This is a genomic window from Aeromicrobium sp. Root344 (genome assembly GCF_001425755.1).
Lineage (GTDB): Bacteria > Actinomycetota > Actinomycetes > Propionibacteriales > Nocardioidaceae > Aeromicrobium.
This window is the reverse complement of the sequence record NZ_LMDH01000001.1, coordinates 3,348,659-3,370,818: the sequence shown is the minus strand read 5'-3', so window position 1 is coordinate 3,370,818 and position 22,160 is coordinate 3,348,659. Positions and strand designations below refer to the sequence as shown.

The following is a 22,160-nucleotide window of genomic DNA, read 5'->3' as shown; positions in this document are numbered from 1 at the left end:
CCACGTGGAATGATCCGGCCTTGAGCCGGTGCCACGGAACCGATCGTCGAGCGACGTACTCGTTCGACGAGCAGCGGTGCGGGGTTTGGTACGCGTTTCAGTTTACTCGCATGCCGGTGCGATGCGCAGCCGACTCACCCATCGGACGCCGAACAGGTGTCTCGACCACGATGACCCGATCCGGCAGGGTGAGGACATGACCTGGGTGCTGCACGTCGACATGGACCAGTTCATCGCTGCCGTGGAGATCCAGCGCCATCCCGAGCTCGCGGGTCTGCCCGTGGTGGTCGGGGGCCGTGGCGACCCGAGCGAGCGCGGCGTGGTGTCGACCGCGTCGTACGAGGCGCGGCAGTTCGGCGTCGGCTCGGGCATGCCGCTGCGAGTCGCGAAGCGCAAGTGCCCGGACGCCGTGTTCCTCCCAGTCGACGCTCCGGCGTACGAGGCAGTCTCCGAGTCGGTCATGGCGACGCTGCGCGCGCTGAGCTGGGGTGGCGTCCCGATCCTGGTGCAGGTCCTCGGCTGGGACGAGGCGTTCGTGGGGCCGGGGCCCGGGCACGGCGACCTCGGTGAGCCCCAAGCGATGGCGGCGCGCGTCATGGCGTCGGTGCTCGCCGCCACGGGCCTGCACTGCTCGGTCGGGATCGGCGACAACACGTTGCGCGCCAAGAATGCCACCGACTTCGGCAAGCCGCGCGGGACGTTCATGCTGACAGCGGCGAACTGGCTCGAGGTGATGGGCGACCGTCCGACCCGGGCGCTGTGGGGCATCGGCGCCAAGACCGCGGCCAAGCTGGCCGCGCTCGGGCTCGAGACCGTCGCGCAGCTGGCGGCGAGCGATCCCGGTGTGCTGGCCGCCGAGCTGGGTCCGACCATGGGCCCCTACTACCGCGGGCTCGCGACCGGCGCCTCCGCGCAACCGCTCGACCCGGAGCCGTACGTCCCCCGCGCGCACGGCCGAGAGACGACGTTCCAGACCGATCTCGACGACTGGGCCGCCATCGCTGACGAGGTGCGTGCGCTGACTGCGCGCGTGCTCGAGGACATCGACGCCGAGGGCCGGCCGGCCGTACGGGTCGGCCTCAAGATCCGGTTGGCCCCGTTCATCACCGTCACGCGAAGCCTGACGCTGCCGGCTCCGACGAACGACCGCCAGACCCTGAGCGAGGCGGCGGTCTCGTTGCTCGATCGCCTCGAGCCCGAGCAACGAGACCGGCCCGTACGCCTCCTGGGCGTACGCCTCGAGATGACACCGCCCTAGCGAGCGACGTCGTACACCTGCTTCTGGATGCCGTTGGAGTACGCCTGGTGCTCCACGAGCTTCAGCATCGTCTTGTCCCGATCGTTGTCGCTGAACAGCCGCTTGCCGGCACCGAGGAGCACCGGGAACACCAGGAGGTGGTAGCGGTCGACGAGACCGGCATCGGCGAGGCTCCGGCCCAAGGTGGCGCTCCCGTGCACTGCGATCGGGCCGCCGTCGGTCTGCTTGAGCGCGGCCACGTCGTCGACCGATCGCAGGATCGTCGCGGGCCACCGCGCGTCGTCCTGCTGCAGCGTCGTCGAGACGACGTAGCGCGGCATCGTGTTGTAGCCGGCGAACTCCTCCATCGTGGGCCAGACGGGTGCGAACGCCTCGTAGGACGTACGGCCCATCAGCAAGGCGGTGGTCTCCTCCTGCTCACGGCCCTTCAGCTCATAGGCAGCGGGATCGAACTCGATGTCCTGGAACGTCCAGCCGGCGTTGCGGTATCCGGACTCGCCGCCAGGCGCCTCCATGACGCCGTCGAGGGACACGAATGCGGTGACGATGAGATCGCGCATGGTTCAGACTCCTTTGGGGATGAGGGACTTTCACCCTGTCCACGAACGGAGCCCGTCGCGTACGACATCGTCGCGCGAACTTTTTCGGCGGTCAGCTCGGTTGTGCAGCCTCGTCGATGATCCGGCGGTGCAGCTCGGTGGTCAGCACGTGGATCTCACGGGTGAGGTCCGTGTTGGTCTTGAGCTCGAGCTCCTGCTCGACGAAGTCGTGCTCGGCCTTGACCTTCTGGAACTCGGCCTGCCGGTTCTGGCCGATCATCACGAACGTCGACAGGAAGATCGCCTCGAGCGACACCACGAGCGTGAGCGTGGGCCATGGGTTGGACTCGACCCACAGCATCCAGGCGACGAACACCGCAGCGTGCAGATAGACGAACGGCATGGAGCCGGCGAACGACGTGATGGCATCGGCCACGCGCAGCTGGACGTCGTCGAGCCTGCTCTGATGGAACGCCACGACCGCTGGGTGGCGAGGCGTTGACGTGGTGCTCGGGGTCTGGTCACTCATGGCGATTCTCCTGGGGTTCGTGCCTTCTCGAAGTATGTCCCCGAGGTGTCTGGCGGGCAGGTCTCTGGCCGCTCACGGAGTGTCCGGGCTGACGGCGTTCGACGTCGGCCCCGAGCTGCACCACTGCGGCTGGGCACCGCGCGCCTCCACGACCGAGCCGCCGCCCGTGTCGGCGATGTAGGTCGTCATGCCACTGGCAGAAGGCTGCACCGGGTAGCCGTCGGCCTTCGCGTGGGCCGACTGGACCACGACCGCGACATGGCCGCCGTCGGGAGCGAGGCAGATCGACGCGTTGTCGGCCTGACCCGGCTCCGTCGCGAGCAGATAGTGGGGAGCACCTCGCCCGATGACCGCGATCCGGTAGCTGCCGCCGTGATCGTTGGGGCTCCACTCGACCACGACAGCGCTGCCGGACTCGTCGAGCGAGAGCTGCTGGACCGCGTACCCACCGCTCTCCTCGGCCGGGAGGTCCTTGCGCGGCACGGTCCGTGAGATGCCGTGCAGCGGGTCGAGCAGGCGGATGCCTGAGCCGCTGTTGTCCGGGAGGGTCAGCACCGAGGTGGTCGGCACGAACCCGTTGATGCGCCCGTACGTGCCCAATGGCGTCGGCGCCGCCTGCGGCCTGTCCGGGTTGACCATGAAGATCCGCCCGGAGCTGTCCTGGACGACGGCCTCTCGTGTGCCGGGGATCAGCATCCAGTCGATGACCTCCATGGGCGTGCCGTCGCTCGCCGTGACCGGCTGGCGGCCGACCGAAGGCTTGGCCACGTCACGCACATAGAGGCGTTCCGTCTGCTTGCCGTCAGCTGGCGTGATGTAGCCGAACAGCCCGGTCCTCGGGTCGGCGCGGAGCTCGGAGACCGGCTGATGTCCCGGAGCGTCGACCCGGTACGACGTGTGGACCCGCCCGTCGTCATCGACCCGCACCAGCTGGTTGACGCCCCGGTCGTACGTGCTGACGACCAGCGATCTGCCCGTGTCGGCGTACTCCAGGATCACGTCGTTGCTGAACACCGTGCGCTCGACGGATCCCTCGACCTGGACGATCCGGTCGGGTCTGCCGTCGTCGAGCCGGCCGCTCCGGATGAGGGTGAAGACAGTCGGGGCGGGCGTGCGGAACCGATAGTGCAGCGATCCCCGTGCGCCGGTGTAGTGACCCGTCACCGGGCCCACCGTCACGTCGTACGTGGTGTCGTAGTGCAGTGCCTTGGCGAACGTGACCACGACCTCACCGTCGTGCCGCGTGACGGCGGCCCCCGTCGCCGGCGTCGTGCTGACCCGGAGCCTGCCCGCGCGCATGGGCTGGTCCGGCGCGAGGACGAGCTGGCCCCCGGGGTTCTCCGTGGCGTACGCCTCGTCGAGCTGCGCAGCCCTGACCCGTGGCGGCTGCCGCGAACCGACGACTCCGAGAACCGCAGCGACCAGCACGAGCGCGACCACGGTCACGGTCACGATGCGCCCGTACGACCAGCGCCCCGGCTCAGTGCTCATACGGCTGGCTCGGCTCGGCGATGGGCTTGACCGTTACTGGGATCACCACGGACGCAGTGGCATCACCCGGGTCGGCGCCGAGGGCACCGGTGACGCTGACCCACGAGCCGTTCTTGTGGTGCGCGCGCCACCCCGGCTCGTACACGGGGACACCCACGGGCTGCGCGTCGACCGCGCAGCACGTGACGACGAACCTGGTCAGGTAGAACAAGTCGGGGTGCTTGCTGTCCACGGGTGACACGAATCCCGTGCCGTCGAACGGCCGTCCCTTGAGGACACTTGGATCGGCCGCCAGCTGGATCGCGGCCGCCCAGTCACGGAGCCGGAAGTGCGCGAAATCGGTGCCGGCGGAACTGCTCATCGGCGTGGAGCTGAGGGTCTGGTTGACCTTGCGCTGCTGCGCCGTGGCGACCGACAGCGTCGACGGCGGCGCGACGAGCAGCGCCATGACGGCAGCGCCCACCAGCAAGGCCCCGACGATCAGCGAGCGCCGACCGCGCGGACGATCGTCCTCGTGACTGTGGGCGGCGGGCAGCACCGCGAAGCTCGCCACGATCAGTGCCAGTGCGACGACGCTCATGATCGCCGTGAACACGACGTAGCGCGGATGGATGTAGAGCGCCAGGCGGTCCGTCGCAGCGAGCCAGCAGGTCGCTGAGGCGCCGATCAGGCTGAGCAGGACGCCGTAGAGGCGGCGCACCGGGAGATCACGCAACGAGGTTCACCCCCAGCCCGAGCACGAGCGTCGACAGCATCACCAGGACCGTCAGGTCGAGAACCGCCCGGGTCGTGAACGTCGTGCGCAGCAGCGCCACCATCTTGACGTCGACCATCGCGCCGAACACGAGGAACGCGACGATCGCGCCGGGCATGAAGCTGGATCCGAGGGCGAGCGCGAAGAACGCATCGACGTTCGAGCAGATCGCCACGACGAACGCCAACAGCATCAGCACGAGCACGGACCACAACGGGTTGGCACCGATCGCGACGAGGATCGACCGGGGAACGCCGACCTGGATCGCGCCGGCCACCGCAGATCCCACGAACAGCGCCGGCAGGATGGCTGTCGTCTCGCGGGCGAACACGTCCACGCTGCGTACCCAGCGCGGTTCGTCATCGTGACCGCCATGCGTACGACACGACTCGTTGAACTCCGGCGTCAGCAGCTCGGTCGGCGCGGCGTGCCTGCTGAAGATCCAGCCGACGAAGTTCGCGATCAGGAATCCGCCGAGGATCCGCCCGACGAGGATGTCGTTGCCCCAGCCGAACGCCTGGTAGGTCGTCACGATCGTCACGGGGTTGAGCAGGGGCGCCGCCAGCAGGAACGTGACCGTCTCCGGAACGCCCATCCCGCCGAGCACGAATCCCCTGGCCAGTGGCACGTTCCCGCACTCGCACACCGGCATCACGACACCAAGGCCCGAGACCGACGCACGCCGCAGGACTCCGCGGCGGGGAAGCATCCTGAGCAGCAGTCCTGGCGGCAACCACACCTGGACGAGTGCCGAGAACAAGATGCCGAGGATCACGAACGGCAGGGACTCGACCACGACGCTGATCGACAGCGTGAGGAAGTCCCGGAGGGCGGCAGGCAGCAGGTCCGGGCTCAACCGGGCTGTCGTTGCTCTCAGCACGAGCGCCGCGGCCAAGAAGCTGGCCGCGATCGCGATGCCGCGCCGGGAGAACGCCGGACGCGCCGAGACCGGGCTCCGCGTCACGCCGATTGTCACGGTCGAAGCGTATGCCGCACTCTGAAAGGTCCGGCCGTCAGTCGACCCAGAAGCCGCGGCCGCCGCCGAACATGTCCCCGTAGCCGCCACCGAAGCCACCTCGCGGGTTGCGCGAACCGAGGTAGGAGCCGACGACGGCAGCGCCGAGATCGTCGAGCTCAGGCGCCACCACGGTTCCTCCGGCCCGCTTGGCCATCGAGTCGATGAACCGGGCGAGGCCGGGGTCCTCCCCCAGTCGGAAGAACGTCGTCTGGGCACCCAGCCGCATCGACGTGTCGAGCTCACGCACGGCATAGGCCACCGTCACGGGATGCGGCGGATAGCTGAAGAACACCTCACCGCTGGACTCCAGGTGCGAGGTCGGCTCGCCGTCGGTGACGATGAGGAGCACCGGCTGTGCGTTGGGGTGCTTGCGGAAGTGCCGGTTGGCCAGCAGCAGCGCATGGTGCAGGTTGGTGCCCTTGTCGTACATCGCGTCGAGGCCCGTCAGCTCCTCGATCTCCATGACCTCGGCGTGGCGTCCGAATCCGATGAGCTGCAGGTCGTCGCCGCGGAACCGGCTCGTGATGAGCGTGTGGAGCGCGAGTGCCGTGCGCTTCATGGGCACCCAGCGGCCGTCCATGGCCATCGAGAACGACGTGTCGACGAGCAGGGCCACGCACGCCTGGGTGCGCGCTTCGGTCTCCTGGACCTCGACGTCGCCGATCTCGATCCGGACACCAGGGCCGCTCCTTGAGCCTGTGCCTCCGTCCCTTGAGCCTGTCGAAAGGACGCCCTCCCCGGCGAGGCGCGTGATCGCGTTGGTGATCGTGCGGGTGACGTCCCACGGCTCGGTGTCGCCGAAGGCCCACTCCCGCGTCGCACCGGACCGCTCCCCTGCGGCGCCTGCCTGCCGCAGGTCGCGGTTGCCCTGACGGCCCGACATCGTACGAGCGACATCGCGCAGGAGCGCCTTGCCGAGCTGCCGCATCGCCTTGGGCGTCAGCTTGAGCTGGCCGTCGGTGCCGCGCTTCATGGTGCCGGAGTCACGGAGCGCCTGCTCGAGCTGCTGGAGCGTACGAGCGTCGACGACGGCCTCGTCACCCAGCTGGCGGGCGAGCTTGTCGAGGTCGAGGTCGTCCATGCGCGAACCGTTGTAGGACTGGGAGAGCTGGTCCGACAGCTCGTCGAGGTCCGCGATGTCCTGGAACACGCCGGTGCCGTCGCCGAGACCGAGTCCCTCGTCGCCGTCCATCTGCTCCGAGCCGCCCCAGTTCTCGCCGGGGCGTGCCGCCTGCAGGTTGCCATCGAGCCGGGCGAGCGAGGACATCAGGTCTGGCGATCCGAACGCCTGCTGGGCGAGGGCGTCGAGCTCGTCGCGCTGCTCCTGGGTCATCGAGTTGCGCATGCGTTGGGCCGCGGCTGCGCGCTGCGCCAGCGAGTCCAGCAGCTCGTCGACGTTGCTCGGGTTCTCCGGGAAGAAGTCACCGTGCTTCGCCATGAACTCGTCGAACTGCTCTTGGCTGTCCTCGCCACGTTGGTGCGCCTCGAGGAGCTGGTTGAGGTCGTCGAGCATCTCGTTGATCGCGGCCCGGTCCTCGTCGGTGGCGTTCTCGAGAGCGTCCTTCATGCCGGCGAAGCGCTGGTCGAGCATCTCGCGACCCAGGAGGTCCTTGATCTTCTCGTAGTCCTCGCGGGCTGCGGTGCTCTGCCAGTCGTAGTCGCTCAGCTGGCTGACGGCCGCAGCCGGCGAGGGCGGCAGGTTGTCGATCTGCATCTCGGCGAACGCCCGCTCGCTGTCGTCCATGTCGACGTCACGGGCCAGCTGCTTGCGTTCCTCGAGCAGGGCGTGCTCGAGGAGCTCCTTGACCTCCTGAAGCGTGCCGTCGAGGTTGTGCCGTTGCGTCAGCTCGCGTCGACGCTCGGCGACCCGTCGCGCGATGTCGTCGAGGCCCGCCTGGTCCTTGCCACCACGGCGCAGGAACTCCCGCATCGCCCGCTCCGGCGAGTAGCCAGCCATGACGTCCTCGCCGATCGCGTCCAACGCCTCGGCCAGGTCGACGGGCGGCGCCAGCGGGTCGGGTCCGTCGACGTACTTGCCGTACCGGGCGTCGCGGGTGAGCCTGCGGTTGGCTCTAGCCATATATCGTCTCGCCCCCGCCGGTCTCCTTGCTGACCTTGCGTGCGAGGTAGAGCCCTTCGAGCGCGAGCTCGATCGCGCCGGCGCGCTGACCGTCATTGGTGGCTCCGAGGCGCTCGCACACGTCGTCGTACAGCTCGGACTCACCGAGGACCGGGAGGCCCGTCAGGAAGTCGCGCGCCGTCACCTGCTCGCCGGTCGTGACGATCGTGCCGTTCTCGATCGCGTCGACCAGGACCGTGAAGTCGATGCCGCGGAAGTGCGCGCGCACGGTCTCGGCGGTCGCGGAGCGCAGCAGGTGGTCGAGGATCTGGTCCTCGCGCCCCTCCTCCCCCGACTCGAACTCGATCTTGCCGCCCAGCACGTCCACGGCGGTCTCCAGGTCAACGGGTCGGGCCACGGCCTCGTCCTCGCCCTGCCGGGTGGCGCGGTGGATGGCCGCGGCCGCGATGGTCTCGGCGCCGGCGATCGCGAACCGCGCGCTGACTCCGCTCCGCTGGTCGACCGCCGTCGACTCACGCAAGGCACGCGTGAAGCGCGCCAGGATCTCGACGAGGTAGTCAGGCACCTCGGCGACCAGGTCGGCCTCCTGGCGGATCACGGCCACCTCGTCGTCGAGCTCGGTCGGATAGTGCGTACGGATCTCGGCACCGAACCGGTCCTTCAGCGGCGTGATGATGCGACCGCGGTTGGTGTAGTCCTCGGGGTTGGCGCTCGCCACCACGAGCACGTCGAGCGGCAGCCGCAGCACATATCCGCGGATCTGGATGTCGCGCTCCTCCATGACGTTGAGCATCGCGACCTGGATGCGCTCGGCGAGGTCGGGCAGCTCGTTGATCGCCACGATCCCGCGGTGGCTCCGCGGGATGAGGCCGAAGTGGATCGTCTCCGGGTCACCCAGGCTGCGGCCCTCGGCCACTTTCATCGGGTCGACGTCGCCGATCAGGTCGGCGACGCTGGTGTCCGGCGTGGCGAGTTTCTCGGCGTACCGCTCGTCGCGATGGCGCCAGCCGATCGGGAGCTCGTCACCCAGCTCGGCCGCCCGACGCAGGCTCGTCGTCGTGATCGGTTCGTACGGGTGCTCGCCGAGCTCGGACCCCTCGATGACCGGCGACCACTCGTCGAGCAGCCCGGCCAAGGTGCGCAGGAGGCGGGTCTTGCCCTGGCCGCGTTCACCGAGCAGCACGATGTCGTGCCCGGCGATCAGCGCCCGTTCGAGCTGCGGGATCACCGTCGACTCGAAGCCGTGCAGACCCGGCCACGGGTCGCGGCCGTCGCGAAGGGCAGAGAGCAGGTTGTCGCGGATCTCGGCGCGCAGGGTCTTGTGCGCGTGGCCCGAAGCGCGGAGTTCGCCGACGGTTGACAGGGTGGGAGCGGTCACGTCCACAACGCTACTGCGACGCGCAACGCTGGAGGCCGGTCCAGGAAAGTACAAGACCCCCACACCGGCGAGAGTGTGAGGGTCGTGCGTGTCCGAGGGGGGACTTGAACCCCCACGCCCCTTACAGGGCACTAGCACCTCAAGCTAGCGCGTCTACCATTCCGCCACCCGGACAAGCGCCTGTATGACCGGCGCGGTGCAGCACTGAACTCTAGCAAAGAGCCGACGGCGTTCCGAATCGGGTCGGCCTGCGCTCTGCCGTTTCGACGCGCGCATTGGCATCACGCGGAAATACTTGGCAGAATTAGTCGAGGCCCCGGAAAGTATGAGTTTCCGGGGCCTCATTGTGATCGAGCGTGATGGTCTCTCTCATCCAGAATCTTTCGTCTTTCCCGCCTGTCACATCACTGACCGGCTGCCATTGACTTGCGTCGCTGGCCATGGGATCGAATCTGGATTCTTTCCCGCTTTCCCGAAGGATTGCGTAGGTCATTTGTATGCCCGGGGCGACTCGGCGCGCAAGGGATTTTCCGAACTTTCTGGGGTATTTCTGGAGAATGTGTCACTTACCCACAGAGTGACGTAGGTCACCCACAAGCCACACGTTGTTATGCACATGTTTTCCACATTTCGCGGCCCGCGCGACACCCGAAATCGTCAGAGCAACGACGAGATGGCGTGGATCGCAACGCCGGCCAGGCCGCCGACGACGGTTCCGTTGATCCGGATGAACTGCAGATCGCGGCCGACGTGCAGCTCGATGCGGTCGGCGGTCTCCTTGCCGTCCCAGCGGTTGACCGTCGCGGAGATGATCGTCGCGACCTCGCTGCCGTAGTGGTTGACCGCGTACGCTGCGACGTCCGAGATCGTGCCGTCGAGTCGGCGGTTCAGCTCTTCGTCGTCGATCAGTCGCTGGCCGAATGCCTCGATCTCCTCGAGCGCGCGGCGACGCAGCAGCCCGCTCTCGTCGGCGAGCGACCCGATCAACGCACGACGGAGCGCGTCCCACAGACGTACGGACGTGACGCCGACCCTCGGTTGCGACAGCACCCGCTCCTTGAGGTTCTCGAACCTCGTACGTGTCTCGGCGTCGTGCTGGAGGCCTTGCGCGAGATCGGCCAGCCACCGGTTCAGTGCGACCCGTGCGTTGTGGTCGGGCGTACGACCGATCTCGGCGACCCATTCCACGACTTGTTCGTGGACCCAGCCGGCGACCCGCTTGTCGACCCACTGCGGGGTCCACGACGGTGCGCGGTTCTCGATCAGCGCGGCGACCTCGTCCTCGTTGATCGCCAGCCAGCGGCCGAGCTCGTCGAGGGCGAGGTCGACCAGTCCGCGGTGCGCGTCGTCCCGGAGGATCTCCTCGAGCAGCTGGCCGACGACCGGGCTGAGCTCCTCCTCCTTGAGACGCGGGATCAGCGCTTCCTGGATGACGGCGGCGACGTCGGTCTCCTTGACGTGCTGCAGGGCGTCCGAGAGCACGCGCGAGCCCTCGGCGACGAGCCGTTCGCTGTGGCCGTCGGTGACGAGCCACTCCCCGACCCGCCGGCTGACCCCTGCGGACTGGATGCGTTCGCGGACGACGTCCTCACGCAGGAAGTTGTCCGCGACGAACTCCTGGAGGCTCTCGCCGAGCGACTCCTTGCGGTTGGGGATGATCGCGGTGTGCGGGATCGGCAGACCGAGTGGGTGCCGGAACAGCGCGGTGACGGCGAACCAGTCGGCGATCGCGCCGACCATGGCCGCCTCAGCGCCCGCGTTGACGTAGCCGAGCCAGCCGTCCTGGTTGCGGGTGAGCACGTAGATCACCGCAGCCAGCACCAGCAGCGACAACGCCAGTGCACGCATGCGCCGCAGGCCGCTCAGACGTACCGTGTCGCCTGCCGACAGGCCCTCTGGCATCTGGAAGCTCGCACCTGCATCAGTCGAGGTCACGCCACGACACTATCCGCGAGCGATCCCCTCCGCTCTGCGTAGACTTCCGGGCATGAGCGAGCGCCAGCGAGTGAATCATGAGGCAGGGATCATGCCGTCATCTCACTATCGTGGGTTTTTCAGTGAGGTGACGGCATGACGTTCAACGAGGGCGCCGATCTGGACACGAGCCAGGTGACCGGCGGTGGCGGCGGAGTTCGCGGCGGCGCAGTGATCGGCGGTGGTGCCGGCGGCATCATTCTGCTGATCCTCGGCCTGATCTTTCAGAACGTGACAGGCGGCACCGGCACCAATCCGTTCGACACCTCGCAGATCCAGCCCGGCGGCAGCACCTCGACGACGGACTTCTCACAGTGCAAGACCGGCGCCGATGCCAACCGCGACGACACCTGCCGGATCATCGGCACGGTCAACAGCGTCCAGGCCTACTGGCGTGAGGCGCTGCCCGCCGACGTCCAGCGGCAGTACCAGGACGCCAAGACCGTGATCTACTCCGGCACGGCGCAGTCGGCGTGTGGCGTCGCCTCCAACGCGACAGGACCGTTCTACTGCCCGTCCGACCAGCGCGTCTACATCGACGCGAGCTTCTTCGACGAGCTGACGAGTCGGTTCGGAGCCGACGGAGGCGCGCTGGCGCAGGAGTACGTCGTGGCGCACGAGTACGGCCATCACGTCGAGAACCTGCTCGGCATTCTCGCCAAGGGGCAGGACGGCAAGACCGGTCCGCTCAGCGGTGGCGTGCGCATCGAGCTGATGGCCGACTGCATGGCCGGCGTGTGGGCCAAGCACGCCTCGAGCACCAAGGATGAGGACGGCGAAGCGCTGTTGAAGCCGATCACCGACGACGACATCAAGTCGGCGCTGTCGGCCGCTGCCGCCGTGGGCGATGACCACATCCAGGAAGCCTCGACCGGTCGGGTCAACCAGGAGTCGTGGACGCACGGCTCGAGCGAGTCACGGCAGAAGTGGTTCATGACCGGCTATGACAGCGGCACCGTCAACCAGTGCGACACGTTCGCCACCGACGACCTCTGACGGTGCCCGATCGTTCGGTGTCCGACCGCAAGCTGAAGCTCGAGATCTGGATCGTCCTCGGGCTGTCGCTGGGCGCGTCGGCCGTCTACGCCGTCGTCGATCTGGCGGCAACGTTGAGCCGTGGGTCTCTGAAGGACGCAACCGCAACTCTCAACGGCAACCAGGACTCCCGCGAGTGGCTCGACCTGACGTACCAGCTCTTGGGGATCGGGTTCGCGATCGTCCCCGTGGCGCTCGCCCTCTATCTGATGACGCTCGACACGGATCAGCCGCCAGTACGCGAGAGGCTCGGGCTCGACCAAGGTGGCAGGTGGGGCAACGTCCTGTGGGGCGCCCTCCTGGCGGCCGCCATCGGCATCCCCGGTATCGGCGTGTACTTCGCTGGCCGAGCCCTGGGAATCACCGCCGAGATCGTCACGAGCCCGCTCGACTCGTACTGGTGGACCGTGCCGGTGCTGATCCTCGCCGCGGTCAAGAACGCCGTGATCGAGGAGTTCATCGTCGTGGGCTACCTGACGACGCGGTTGCGGCAGCTGGGCTGGAACGCGCCGCGGACGATCGTGGTCAGTGCTGTGCTCCGCGGCAGCTATCACCTCTATCAGGGGTTCGGCCAGGCGTTCGGCAACTTCGTGATGGGCCTGGTGTTCGGCTACTGGTTCACCCGGACCAAGCGCGTCATGCCGCTGGTCATCGCGCACACGATCCTCGACGTGATCTCCTTCGTCGGCTACGGGTTCCTCCGCGACCACGTGAGCTGGCTGTGACGGCATGAAGATCGCGTACGACGAGGCGCTGCCGATCACGGCCCGCCATGACGACATCGCGGCCGCGATCCGCGACCACCAGGTCGTGGTCGTGGCCGGCGAGACCGGCTCGGGCAAGACGACGCAGCTGCCCAAGATCGCGTACGAGCTGGGCCGCCGGACCATCGCGCACACCCAACCACGCCGCATCGCCGCTCGCTCCGTCGCCAAGCGCATCGCCGACGAGTGCGACGTCGAGCTCGGCGCCGAGGTCGGCTATGCCGTGCGGTTCGACGATCGTACGAGCGCCGACACGGCGATCCGGCTCGTCACTGACGGCTTGCTCCTCGCCGAGGTTCACGGCGACCGGCGGCTCGAGCGCTACGACACGATCATCATCGACGAAGCGCACGAGCGGTCGCTGTCGATCGACTTCCTGCTCGGCTACCTCAAGCAGCTGCTCCCCCGCCGCCCTGACCTCAAGGTCGTGATCACGTCCGCGACGATCGACGTCGAGCGCTTCGCGGAGATGTTCGACGCGCCCGTCATCGAGGTCAGCGGGCGGACCTACCCCGTGGAGATCCGCTACCGCCCGTTGGCCGAGTCCGATGCGGCCGACATGCTCGACGGCATCGCCGAGGCGGTCTCGGAGCTGCCGCGTGACGGCGACATCCTCGTCTTCCTGTCAGGCGAGCGCGAGATCCGGGACGCGGCGGAGTTCCTCGCCGCCAAGAAGTACCCCCGCACGGAGATCCTGCCGCTTTACGGGCGACTCGCCGCCGCCGACCAGCAGAAGATCTTCAGCGACCATCCGGGCCGGCGCATCGTGCTGGCCACCAACGTCGCCGAGACATCGCTCACCGTGCCCGGCATCCGCTTCGTCATCGATCCCGGGCTCGCGCGCATCTCGCGCTTCAGCCAGCGACTCAAGGTGCAGCGCCTGCCGATCGAGCCGATCTCGCAGGCCAGCGCCGCCCAGCGCGCCGGTCGGTGCGGCCGCGTCGCCGACGGCATCTGCATCCGTCTCTATTCCGAGGAGGACTTCGACGGGCGCCCTGAGTTCACGGACCCCGAGATCCAGCGGACCAACCTGGCGTCCGTGCTGCTGCAGATGGCATCGCTCGACCTCGGGGCGATCAAGGACTTCCCGTTCCTCGACCCACCCGACTCCCGCGCGGTCACCGACGGTCTCAACCTGCTGTACGAGCTCGGCGCCCTAGGCACGCAGCCGTCCGGCGGCCACCGGCTGACCACCATCGGCCGCTCGATGGCGACGCTCCCGACCGATCCCCGGCTCGGTCGGATGCTGTTGGCGGCCGACCGCCTCGGCTGCCTCGCTGACGTGCTGGTGATCGTCTCGGCGATGTCGATCCAGGACCCGCGTGAGCGCCCGCTGGACCACCAGCAGGCGGCTGACGAGAAGCACAAGCGCTTCGTGGAGCCGGACTCTGACTTCCTCTCGTGGCTCACGCTCTGGAAGTACATCCGCGAGCAGCGCGACAACCTCTCAAGCTCGGCGTTCCGCCGGATGTGCCGTGACGAGTACCTGCACTACCTGCGCATCCGCGAGTGGCACGACGTCCACTCCCAGCTGCGCCGCACCGCCAAGGACCTCAAGCTCAGGCCCGGCAATCCCGGTGCCGACCCGGACCTCGTCCATCAAGCGCTGCTCACCGGCCTGCTGTCGCACGTCGGCCTGCGAGACGTGGACGGTCGGGAGTTCCTCGGCGCTCGGCAGGCGAAGTTCATGATCTTCCCGGGATCCGGGCTGGCCAAGAAGCCGCCGCGCATGGTCATGGTGGGCGAGCTCGTCGAGACCAGCCGGCTGTGGGGGCGTACCGCCGCCAAGATCCACCCGGAATGGGTCGAGGAGGCCGGAGAGCACCTCGTCAACCGGTCCTACAGCGAGCCGCACTGGTCGCGGAAGCGCGGCGCGGTGATGGCGCGCGAGCGGGTGCTGCTCTACGGCATCCCGATCGTCGTCGACCGGCTCGTGCAGTACGGCCGGGTCGATCCGGTCGTCTCTCGGGAGCTGTTCATCCGGCACGCGCTCGTGCAGGGCGAGTGGCGTACGCATCACAGGTTCTGGGCCAAGAACCAGGCCATGATCCAGGACGTCGAAGAGCTCGAGGAGCGCTTGCGCCGCCGCGACCTGCGGGTCGACGACGAGACGCTCTATGCGTTCTACGACGAGCGGGTGCCTGCGCACGTCGTGTCGACGCGGCACTTCGACTCCTGGTGGAAGAAGACACGGATCGACCAGCCCGACCTCCTGACGTTCGACCCCGCGATGCTCGGCCGTGACGCAGACAGTGCCGAGGAGGAGTTCCCGCGCGAGTGGCACTCCGACGGCGAGGCGTACCCGCTGACGTACGCCTTCGAGCCCGGCATGGAGGACGACGGCGTCACGGTGGACCTGCCGATCGACCGGCTGCTGACCGTCGACGACCGGGCGTTCGACTGGCACGTGCCGGGTCACCGGGTCGAGCTCGTCACCGAGCTCATCCGATCGCTGCCCAAGGCGCTGCGCCGTGAGTTCGTCCCGGCCGGCCAGTTCGCTCCACGGCTCGTGGAGGCGATGGACGCCGACGCGCCAGACCTCAGCGAGGAGCTGGCCAGGCAGATGCGCCTCCTCAACGGCACGGTCGTACGCCCGGAGGACTTCGACTTCAGCTCCCTCCCCGGGCACCTGCGGGTGACGTTCCGCGTCGTGGAGAACGGCGTCGAGCTGTCGCGCGGCAAGGACCTCGGCGCCCTCCGCACCGAGCTGGCGTCCCACGTCAGGGCCGACCTGACAGCAGTGGCCCGCCAGGAGGAACGATCCGGCCTGCTCGCCTGGACGGTCGGCGACATCGACCGGACGATCGAGGCCGGTCAGGTCACTGGCTACCCCGCATTGGTCGACGAGGGTTCGTCAGTAGCGCTGCGAGTGCTCGACTCCACGGCCGAGCAGGCCGCGGCGATGCGTCGCGGGCAGGCCCGGCTGTTGTCGTTCTCGCTGGCGACACCGGTGCCGCAGCTTGGGCGATCCCTCGACCTGCGGGCCAAGCTGCTGCTGTCGACCGGTCCCCACAAGGACGCCGCGGCCGTCAGCGAGGAGTGCTGGCTCGCCGCCCTGGAGGAGCTGCTCGTACGTCATGGCGGTCCGGCCTGGACCGAGGAGGCGTTCGACGCGCTCCGCGAGAAGGTCCGCGCTGAGGCGTACGAGGAGACCGAGCGCGCCGTCCGTACCGTGCTCGACGTGCTGAGGGCGCTCGGCGAGGTCGTCCCGACGCCCGCGACCGAGGCCGGCGAGGATGTTCGCGTGCAGCTGTCCTGGCTCGTCTATGCCGGGTTCATCCGCGACGCCGGAGTCGCGCAGCTGCGCCGCCTGCCGCTCTACCTCGAGGCGGCGCGTCGCCGGCTGTCTGCGCCCCTGACGGATGACCTGCTGGCTGCTCAGGAGCTCGAGGCACGGTTCCACGAGCGTACGGCCGGGATGTCGATCTGGGCGCGGCTGTCCCCCGACGTCCAGCACGTGCGCTGGGCGTTGGAGGAGCTCCGGCTGAGCCTGTTGGCCCAGAACCTCAGGACGGCGTTCCCGGTGTCCGTCAAGCGTGTCACCGCGCTCGTCGACGAGCTCTGAACGGTTGGCTGCGGTTTACCAAGAGGTCAGGGCAAACTTCGCCCCGCCGATCGACGCCACAGGGCAAACAGCCACCCCGCAAGGCGCGTGCGCCCTGAGGAGTGACTGTTTGCCGTGGCCTCTTGGTAAACCGCCGACCAGGGGTCAGACGCCCAGCAGGTCGATCACGAAGACGAGGGTCTTGCCGGAGAGCCGGTGGCCACCACCGGCGGGGCCGTAGGCCAGCTCAGGCGGGCAGACCAGCTGACGCCGGCCCCCGACCTTCATGCCGGGGATGCCCTGCTGCCACGCGCCGATGAGCTGCGGGAGCGGGAACTTCGCGGACTGGCCGCGGTCCCACGACGAGTCGAACTGCTCGCCGGTCTCGAACTCGACGCCGACGTAGTGCACGTCGACGAGCCCGCCGGGCACCGCCTCGGGTCCGTCGCCGACGATGAGGTCCTTGATCTGGAGCTCGGTGGGCGGAGGGCCCTCGATGAAGTCAACTTCAGGCTTGTCAGTCATGCTCGCGATCCTTTCACACGTGCTCGCTGCAACAATGGCCAGATGCGCGCCACCGTCCTCCACGCCCCTCATGACATTCGCCTCGACGACGTACCCGCCCCGCAGCTCCACGACGACGGCGACGCCATCGTGCGCGTCGTGGCCGCGTGTGTCTGCGGGTCCGACCTGTGGCCGTACCGCGGGATCAACGAGGTCAGCGAGCCCATGCGCATCGGACACGAGTTCGTGGGCATCGTCGAGCAGGTCGGCGCGGGCGTCTCGGCGCTGAACGAGGGCGACTTCGTCATCGCGCCGTTCATGTACTCCGACAACACGTGCAAGCTCTGCGAACGCGGCATCCACACGTCGTGCGTCAGCGGCGGCTTCTGGGGCGTCGACGACCGCCAAGGTCGTCCGGTCGACGGCGGGCAGGGTGAGCTCGTACGCGTTCCGCTGGCCGACGGCACCTTGGTGGCGACCGCGCAGCCGGACGAGGCGCTCGTGCCTCACCTCCTGACGCTGTCCGACGTCTTCCCGACCGGGCACCACGCAGCGATGCTCGCCGGCGTCAAGGCGGGCAGCACGGTCGCAGTCGTCGGCGACGGCGCTGTCGGTCTCTCCGCCGTGCTCGCAGCCAAGCGCCTCGGCGCCGGCCGCATCGTCGCGATGTCCCGTCACGAGGATCGCCAGCAGCTGGCGCGCGAGTTCGGGGCCGACGAGATCGTCGCGACTCGCGGCAAGGAAGGTGCCGCCGAGGTCCGGGAGATGCTCGACGGCATCGGCGCGGACCACGTGCTCGAGTGCGTCGGCACCGAGCAGAGCATGGCGCAGGCCATGCAGTGCGCCAGGCCCGGCGGGCGGATCGGGTTCGTCGGCGTCCCGCACGGCGTCGAGGTGGACGTGCGCGGCATGTTCTACCGCAACCTCGGCATCGCCGGCGGCGTCGCGCCCGCTCGCGCCTACATCGAGGAGCTGCTGCCCGATGTCCTGTCAGGCGCGGTGTCCCCCGGCCGCGTGTTCGACCAGACGCTGCCGCTCGACCAGGTCGCCGACGGTTATCGCGCGATGGACGAGCGTACGGCCATCAAGTCGCTGCTGACGCTCTGAACGGCTCCGCCGACACCACGGCATCGACGTTGAGCGGTCCGTAGATGTGCGGGAAGGGCAGCGACTCTCCCTCGACCGGGTCGAGCTGCCAGGGCGAGGTCAGCAGGTCGGTGTCGATCGTCAGCAGGCGTAGAGGTTCGGCCACGTCGCAATAGAACCGCTCGTGCACTCCGGCGACCTGCGGGGCCTGCGAGCAGTGGATGAAGCCCACCTCGGACAGCTGCAGTCCCAAGGTCGACACGGTGTAGGTGCCGGCGGCGACGGCTGAGGTCCAGGCGTCCTCGGTTGCGAGGTGGAAAATCCTCACGGGATCTGTTCTGCGGCGTCGTTGAGGCGCGCAAGGCTGCGGGCGAAGGTGGTGATGTCCTCGTCGGTCCAGCCCGAGATGATCGCGGAGAACCGCTGGTGACTGCGCTTGCGGTAGGCCTCGAGCTTGGCCCGCGCCTCCGGTTCGGCGACGAGCAGCTGTGCTCGACCGTCGTCGGGGTCAGGCACGCGTGCGACCAGGCCGAGCTTTTCCAACGCGGCGATCGCGCGGCTCGCGGTCGACTTGTGCACGCCCAGGCCTTCGGCCAGCTCCGAGCCCCGGATGCCCTCGGGTGCGTCGCAGATCGCGATGAGGAACAGGAACTGGCCGTAGTCCAGCGACGGGTGGATCTCCGGGATCTGGCGGAGCGAGCGCGCACGGACTCGCCGCACGAACCTGGTCAGCTCGTACTCGACGTCCAGGTCGTTGGGCAGATCGTTGCTCATCCCGCCAGCCTATAGAACAACCCGGGTCCGTCAGCGAAGCTCCGACGAGGTGAGGTTGAGCAGGCGACGAGCCACGATGAGCTGCTGGATCTGCTGGGTGCCCTCGAAGATGTCGAGGATCTTGGAGTCCCTCGCCCACTTCTCGACCAGCTCGGTCTCGCTGTAGCCGAGGGTCCCGGCGAGCTCGACGCAGCGCAGCGTGATCTGGTTGCCGACCCGGCCGGCCTTGGCCTTGGCCATCGAAGCCTCCATGGAGTTGGGCTTGCGGTTGTCCGCCAGCCACGCAGCCTCGAGGGTCAGCAGCAAGGCGGCCTCCCAATCAGCCTCCATCGCGATGAACGTCGCCGCAGCGTACGACTGCGACTGCACGGGACGGTCGTAGTCGATGACGACGCCGGCGTCCTCCAGCAGGCGGCGTACGTCCTCCAGCGCAGCGCGAGCGCAGCCGACAGCCATGCCGGCGACGAGCGGGCGCGTGTTGTCGAACGTCGCCATCGCGCCCGCGAAGCCCTGCTTCGTGTCGATCTCCGGGTTGCCGAGGAGGTTCTCGGCGGGCACGCGGCAGTTGTCGAGCACGATGACTGCGGTGTCGGACGAGCGGATGCCGAGCTTGTGCTCGAGGCGCTCGACCCTGATGCCGGGCAGGCTCTTGGGCACGAGGAACGACTTGATCGCCGCGCGGCCGAGGCTCTTGTCGAGCGTTGCCCAGACCACGACCGAGTCGGCCCGGTCGCCGGCCGTCACGAAGATCTTCTCGCCGTTGAGGATGTAGGCGTCGCCGTCCTTGACCGCGGTCGTGGTGATCGCGGCGGAGTCGGAGCCGAAGCTCGGCTCGGTGATCGCCATCGCTGCCCAGGTGCCCTTGAAACGCTCGAGCTGCTCCTCGTTGGCCACCGAGGCGATCGCGGAGTTGCCGAGGCCCTGGCGGGGCATCGAGAGCAGGAGTCCGACGTCTGCCCAGCACATCTCGATGATCGAGAGCACGGACGACATGTTGGTGCCGTTCTTGACCTTGCTGCCCTTGTCGTCCTCGTCCGTCTCGTCACGACGCACGCCGGCCGCGCCGGCTCCCTGGCCCTGGCCGGAGTCGCCCATGCCGTCGACCAGCGAGGCGAGGAGATCCAGCTCCTTGGGGTAGGCGTGCTCGGCGAGGTCGTACTTGCGCGAGTTGGCGCGCAGGAACTCCTCGGCGACCTGATGGGCCTGCTTGATGAACGGGCGGAACTTGCGGGGAGTCTCGAGATTGATCATGAGTGATTCCGTCCTCAGACGAGGACTGCTCCTTCCATCAGGCCGATGGCTCGCAGGTCGCGGTACCACCGTTCGACCGGGTGCTCCTTGACGAAGCCGTGGCCACCGAGCAGCTGAACGCCGTCGGTGCCGATCTTCATGCCGTACTCGGCGGTCAGCCGTCGTGCGAGCGCGACCTCACGGGCGTAGTCGGCGCCCTGCTCGGCCCGCGAAGCGGCTCGCAGCGTCGTGAGGCGCATGCCTTCGAGCTCGATCGCGATGTCGGCGACCATGAACGCCACGGCCTGGCGGTGGGCGATGGGCTCACCGAAGGCTGTGCGGGTCTTGACGTAGTCCGAGACGTAGTCGAGGACGGCTCGGGCCGCGCCGAGTGCCAGACCGGCCCAGGCGAGGCGCGAGAGGCGTACGCACTCGCGGTAGTCGTCAGTCGAGCCGTCGCCGAGGATCGCGTCCGCGGGGATGTCGACGTCGGTCAGGACGAGCCGGCTCAGGCCGGCTGCACGCAGACCCATGCCGGGGTCCGCCTCGATCGTCACACCGTCGGTGCTCGACTCGAGCAGCACCAGCGTCGGGCCGCGCCCCTCGATGTCGACCGCCACGACGAACAGCTCGGCCTCGGCGCCGCGTACGACGGCGGACTTCACGCCGTTGAGCCGGAAGCCGCTGTCGGTCGTGACGCCCGTGGTCTGCAGCTCGAACGGGTCGAAGAGGGGACGGGGCTCAGCGACTGCGAGCGCGGCGGTCGGGATGTCGTCGCCCGCGAAGGCGGGGAGATAGGTCTGCTGCTGCGCGTCGGAGCCCCACAGCGAGATGGCAGTCGCCACAGCGGCCGGGGCGAGACATGCGACGGCCTGCCCCATGTCGCCCTCGGCGAGCGCCTCGGCGACCAGCACGCCGGTGACGGCGGAGCGGTCCTCGGACAGTCCACCGAGGCTCTCGGGGATGTTGAGCAGCGTCAGCCCGAACTCACTCGTCTGCGCGAGGACTTCCTTGGGCGTGTCGTTGGCGGACTCGGCTGCCTCGGCGCCGGGACGGAGCACCTCGGCGGCGAACTCCTTGATGACGCCGACGATCATCTGCTGGTCCTCGGTCGGCTCCAGGTCGAACACGCCGCTGTCGGACGTACGCGCCAGGCGCTTGGGCTTGCCCGAGCTCTTGACCCGCTTGAACGTACGCGTCGTGGCACCGGCGACGCGGAAGCCGCTCTTGGCACCCTGGTAGACGGCCTTCTCGGTCGTCTTGCGCAGCTTGAGCTTGTCGATGGTCGGCGAGCTGGCGATGCGGTTGAGCACCGCCAGACCGATGCCCATGGGATCTCGGCGACTGGCCACAGGAACTCCTCGGACTGGATGATGAAGGGCGAGGTTGGACTGAGTTGCCCACCCGCTCCGCCAACTGTAACTGCGAGTTGCAGTTTGACATACCCATGGTATCCGAACTCACATCGCAGGACCAGCAGTTGCCGCGACTCGGTGGCTGGGTAGCCTTGTCCAGTCCTGAGCGAAGGAGCCCAGAGCCCGTGCCTGCTTCACAGTCCCGACCGCTGCCCGGAGGCGGTTCCGTACGCCCCATCACCCGCTGGGGCACACCCGTCATGCACCGAGAGCTCGAGGACGTCACGGTGTTCGACGACGAGCTCGAGACACTCGTCAAGGACATGGTCGCCACGATGTACGCGGCCAAGGGCGTGGGCCTTGCGGCCAACCAGGTGGGCGTCGACCTCAAGGTGTTCGTCTTCGACTGCCCCGACGACGACAACAACCAGATCACCGGCGTCGTGTGCAACCCCGTGCTGCACCTGCCCGAGGGCAAGGACCGCAACCTGGAGGACGAGGACGAGGGCTGCCTGTCTCTGCCCGGCGCTTTCACGTCATGCGCCCGGCCCGACCGCGCACACGTCACGGGCGTCGATCACACCGGTGCACCCGTCGAGTTCGTCGGCGACGGACTGCTGGCGCGCTGCCTGCAGCACGAGACCGACCACTTGTTCGGCACGGTGTTCGGCGACCGGCTGCCCGAGCGCTCCCGCAAGAAGCTCTACAAGCAGCACCAGGAGCTCGCGGACAACTATCCCGAGGACTGGCCCATCACCGTGCTCGTCGACGACCCGGTCATCGAGCGCTAGTCCCCCGAGGCACCGGCGGTGGATTCTCCACCGTATGCCGTCCGGCGGTGGATTCT

19 protein-coding genes and 1 tRNA gene are annotated in these 22,160 nt (G+C 68.4%); 6 read left to right on the top strand and 14 right to left on the bottom strand.

The window, feature by feature from the left end:
* Positions 1-196: 196 nt before the first annotated feature.
* Positions 197-1,258, top strand: coding sequence for a DNA polymerase IV (locus tag ASC61_RS16570; protein ID WP_056213723.1), 1,062 nt, complete (start codon positions 197-199; stop codon positions 1,256-1,258).
* Here the strand turns inward: ASC61_RS16570 and ASC61_RS16565 are convergent.
* The 9 genes from ASC61_RS16565 to ASC61_RS16525 form a co-directional block, all read right to left on the bottom strand.
* Positions 1,255-1,818 carry a dihydrofolate reductase family protein gene (locus ASC61_RS16565; protein ID WP_056213721.1) on the bottom strand — a complete coding sequence of 188 codons (564 nt, stop codon included), beginning with the start codon at positions 1,816-1,818 and terminating at the stop codon, positions 1,255-1,257. The genes ASC61_RS16570 and ASC61_RS16565 overlap by 4 nt on opposite strands.
* 91 nt (positions 1,819-1,909) lie before the next feature.
* Positions 1,910-2,326 (bottom strand): DUF1003 domain-containing protein, encoded by a 417-nt coding sequence (locus tag ASC61_RS16560; protein WP_056213720.1) that lies wholly within the window; start codon positions 2,324-2,326, stop codon positions 1,910-1,912.
* Positions 2,327-2,398: 72 nt separating this feature from the next.
* Positions 2,399-3,817, bottom strand: coding sequence for a hypothetical protein (locus ASC61_RS16555; RefSeq protein WP_056213718.1), 1,419 nt, complete (start codon positions 3,815-3,817; stop codon positions 2,399-2,401).
* The gene (locus tag ASC61_RS16550) at positions 3,807-4,532 is read right to left on the bottom strand and encodes a TIGR03943 family putative permease subunit (RefSeq protein WP_082530729.1); all 726 of its coding nucleotides are present in this window, start codon (positions 4,530-4,532) and stop codon (positions 3,807-3,809) included. The genes ASC61_RS16555 and ASC61_RS16550 overlap by 11 nt, the downstream gene beginning before the upstream one ends.
* A complete protein-coding gene (locus ASC61_RS16545; RefSeq protein WP_200935474.1) occupies positions 4,525-5,547 on the bottom strand; it encodes a permease in 1,023 nt (340 codons plus the stop codon). Before ASC61_RS16545 ends, ASC61_RS16550 begins: the two co-directional genes overlap by 8 nt.
* A gap of 37 nt (positions 5,548-5,584) precedes the next feature.
* Entirely contained in the window at positions 5,585-7,669 is a 2,085-nt protein-coding gene (locus ASC61_RS16540) for a vWA domain-containing protein (protein ID WP_056213713.1), read from the bottom strand.
* On the bottom strand, positions 7,662-9,047 hold the full coding sequence (locus ASC61_RS16535) for a hypothetical protein (protein ID WP_056215840.1): 1,386 nt from the start codon (positions 9,045-9,047) through the stop codon (positions 7,662-7,664). Before ASC61_RS16535 ends, ASC61_RS16540 begins: the two co-directional genes overlap by 8 nt.
* 89 nt (positions 9,048-9,136) lie before the next feature.
* Positions 9,137-9,221, bottom strand: a tRNA-Leu gene (locus tag ASC61_RS16530).
* Positions 9,222-9,704: 483 nt separating this feature from the next.
* Positions 9,705-10,982 (bottom strand): DUF445 domain-containing protein, encoded by a 1,278-nt coding sequence (locus tag ASC61_RS16525; protein WP_235503579.1) that lies wholly within the window; start codon positions 10,980-10,982, stop codon positions 9,705-9,707.
* Between the two features lie 135 nt (positions 10,983-11,117).
* Here ASC61_RS16525 and ypfJ point away from each other — a divergent pair, with 135 nt between their 5' ends.
* The 3 genes from ypfJ to hrpA are packed head-to-tail and all read left to right on the top strand — an operon-like array spanning position 11,118 to position 16,385.
* Positions 11,118-12,017, top strand: coding sequence for a KPN_02809 family neutral zinc metallopeptidase (ypfJ, locus tag ASC61_RS16520; RefSeq protein WP_056213709.1), 900 nt, complete (start codon positions 11,118-11,120; stop codon positions 12,015-12,017).
* Between the two features lie 2 nt (positions 12,018-12,019).
* A complete protein-coding gene (locus tag ASC61_RS16515; protein ID WP_235503578.1) occupies positions 12,020-12,781 on the top strand; it encodes a CPBP family intramembrane glutamic endopeptidase in 762 nt (253 codons plus the stop codon).
* Between the two features lie 4 nt (positions 12,782-12,785).
* A complete protein-coding gene (gene hrpA / locus ASC61_RS16510) occupies positions 12,786-16,385 on the top strand; it encodes an ATP-dependent RNA helicase HrpA (protein ID WP_056213707.1) in 3,600 nt (1,199 codons plus the stop codon).
* Between the two features lie 144 nt (positions 16,386-16,529).
* On the opposite strand, the gene ASC61_RS16505 is transcribed toward hrpA, so the two are convergent.
* Positions 16,530-16,889 (bottom strand): FKBP-type peptidyl-prolyl cis-trans isomerase, encoded by a 360-nt coding sequence (locus tag ASC61_RS16505; protein WP_056213705.1) that lies wholly within the window; start codon positions 16,887-16,889, stop codon positions 16,530-16,532.
* A 42-nt stretch (positions 16,890-16,931) separates the two neighbouring features.
* Here ASC61_RS16505 and ASC61_RS16500 point away from each other — a divergent pair, with 42 nt between their 5' ends.
* Positions 16,932-17,975 carry a zinc-dependent alcohol dehydrogenase family protein gene (locus tag ASC61_RS16500; RefSeq protein ID WP_056213703.1) on the top strand — a complete coding sequence of 348 codons (1,044 nt, stop codon included), beginning with the start codon at positions 16,932-16,934 and terminating at the stop codon, positions 17,973-17,975.
* Here ASC61_RS16500 and ASC61_RS16495 read toward each other — a convergent pair.
* The 4 genes from ASC61_RS16495 to ASC61_RS16480 are packed head-to-tail and all read right to left on the bottom strand — an operon-like array spanning position 17,953 to position 21,310.
* Positions 17,953-18,282 (bottom strand): DUF952 domain-containing protein, encoded by a 330-nt coding sequence (locus ASC61_RS16495; protein ID WP_056213702.1) that lies wholly within the window; start codon positions 18,280-18,282, stop codon positions 17,953-17,955. The two genes, ASC61_RS16500 and ASC61_RS16495, sit on opposite strands and share 23 nt — an antisense overlap.
* Entirely contained in the window at positions 18,279-18,728 is a 450-nt protein-coding gene (locus tag ASC61_RS16490; protein WP_056213700.1) for a MarR family winged helix-turn-helix transcriptional regulator, read from the bottom strand. The genes ASC61_RS16495 and ASC61_RS16490 overlap by 4 nt, the downstream gene beginning before the upstream one ends.
* Positions 18,729-18,758: 30 nt before the next feature.
* Entirely contained in the window at positions 18,759-19,979 is a 1,221-nt protein-coding gene (locus tag ASC61_RS16485) for an acyl-CoA dehydrogenase family protein (RefSeq protein ID WP_056213698.1), read from the bottom strand.
* A 14-nt stretch (positions 19,980-19,993) separates the two neighbouring features.
* Positions 19,994-21,310, bottom strand: a complete 1,317-nt coding sequence (locus tag ASC61_RS16480; protein WP_235503577.1) for an acyl-CoA dehydrogenase family protein — start codon at positions 21,308-21,310, stop codon at positions 19,994-19,996.
* Positions 21,311-21,498: 188 nt separating this feature from the next.
* Between ASC61_RS16480 and def the strand changes: the two genes are divergently transcribed.
* On the top strand, positions 21,499-22,104 hold the full coding sequence (gene def / locus ASC61_RS16475; RefSeq protein ID WP_056213695.1) for a peptide deformylase: 606 nt from the start codon (positions 21,499-21,501) through the stop codon (positions 22,102-22,104).
* Positions 22,105-22,160: the final 56 nt, after the last annotated feature.